The 1,035-nt window shown below is 42.9% G+C and carries 1 protein-coding gene; it reads left to right on the forward strand.

All coding sequences use genetic code 11. From position 1 onward, the window contains the following. On the forward strand, positions 1 to 902 hold a 902-nt coding region (locus AC1TO9_RS24480; RefSeq protein WP_482060739.1), incomplete at its 5' end, for an IS110 family RNA-guided transposase. Positions 903 to 1,035 lie beyond the last annotated feature (133 nt).

The following is a 1,035-nucleotide window of genomic DNA, read 5'->3' on the forward strand; positions in this document are numbered from 1 at the left end:
AGACCGACCCGATCGATGCCATTCGTATTGCTCATGTCTTCTACCTCCAGTCTCCTGAACCTCATGTAGAACTAAGCGATTCTGTTCAACAGCTTCGTGTCATTTGTAGACAATACCAGCATTGGACAGGCCTCTATGGCGAGACACAGCTTCATTTCCGTGCCGTTCTTGATCTTATCTTTCCAGGGTATGACAAGGCGTTTCACAAAGTCTGTAACCGTACTTCTCTTGAACTTTTATCTCGCTATCCGACTCCCCGAGAACTCTTAGAGGCAGATCATGAGGAGATCATGATGGTACTTATTTCCAATCGCAAAGGTCGGGCTTGGAACGAATCTAAACTAGAGCAACTACTTGCCATTGCTAACAACAGTCTTCCTGATCTCCATGCCATTCAAGCCCAGAAGATTGTTCTTATGCACTATATTCAACTGCTAAAGACCTACCAGGACTGTATGAAAGATCTCTTGGTAACCATGCAGTCGATGGCTGAATCTATCGAAACCTATCACCTTCTTCGCACGATTCCAGGGGTGGGACCATTAACGGCTGCTATGCTCATCGCTGAAATTGGAGATATAAAAAGGTTCCCGTCCGTTAAACAGCTAACAGCTTTTGCCGGGCTAGACTCAGCTGTTCACGAATCAGGAACCTTCAAATCCAAGAAGAATCGAATATCTAAACGGGGCTCTTCTTACCTTCGAACGGCTCTTTATCAGGCTACCGTTGCCGCCATTTCCAAGCAAATTCATGGCCCAAGAAATTCGATTCTCTTTCAATTCTATCAGCAAAAACGTACCGAAGGCAAACCTGCAAAAGTCGCAATTGTTGCTACTTCTCACAAACTTTTACGCATTATTTTTGGAATGTGGAAGTCTGGTCAGGCATTTAACTGTGGTTAAGACTGTAATTGGAAGTTAAATTCCAGAAAAACTCACTCTTGTGGGTAGGTTTGTTTAAGTATGTCTATCTTATTCCTATGAAAATATTATTAATGATAGGGTTGACTTTGATTAGCTGGTTTAGATGATGTCA

Source organism: Paenibacillus sp. Y916 (assembly GCF_056786435.1).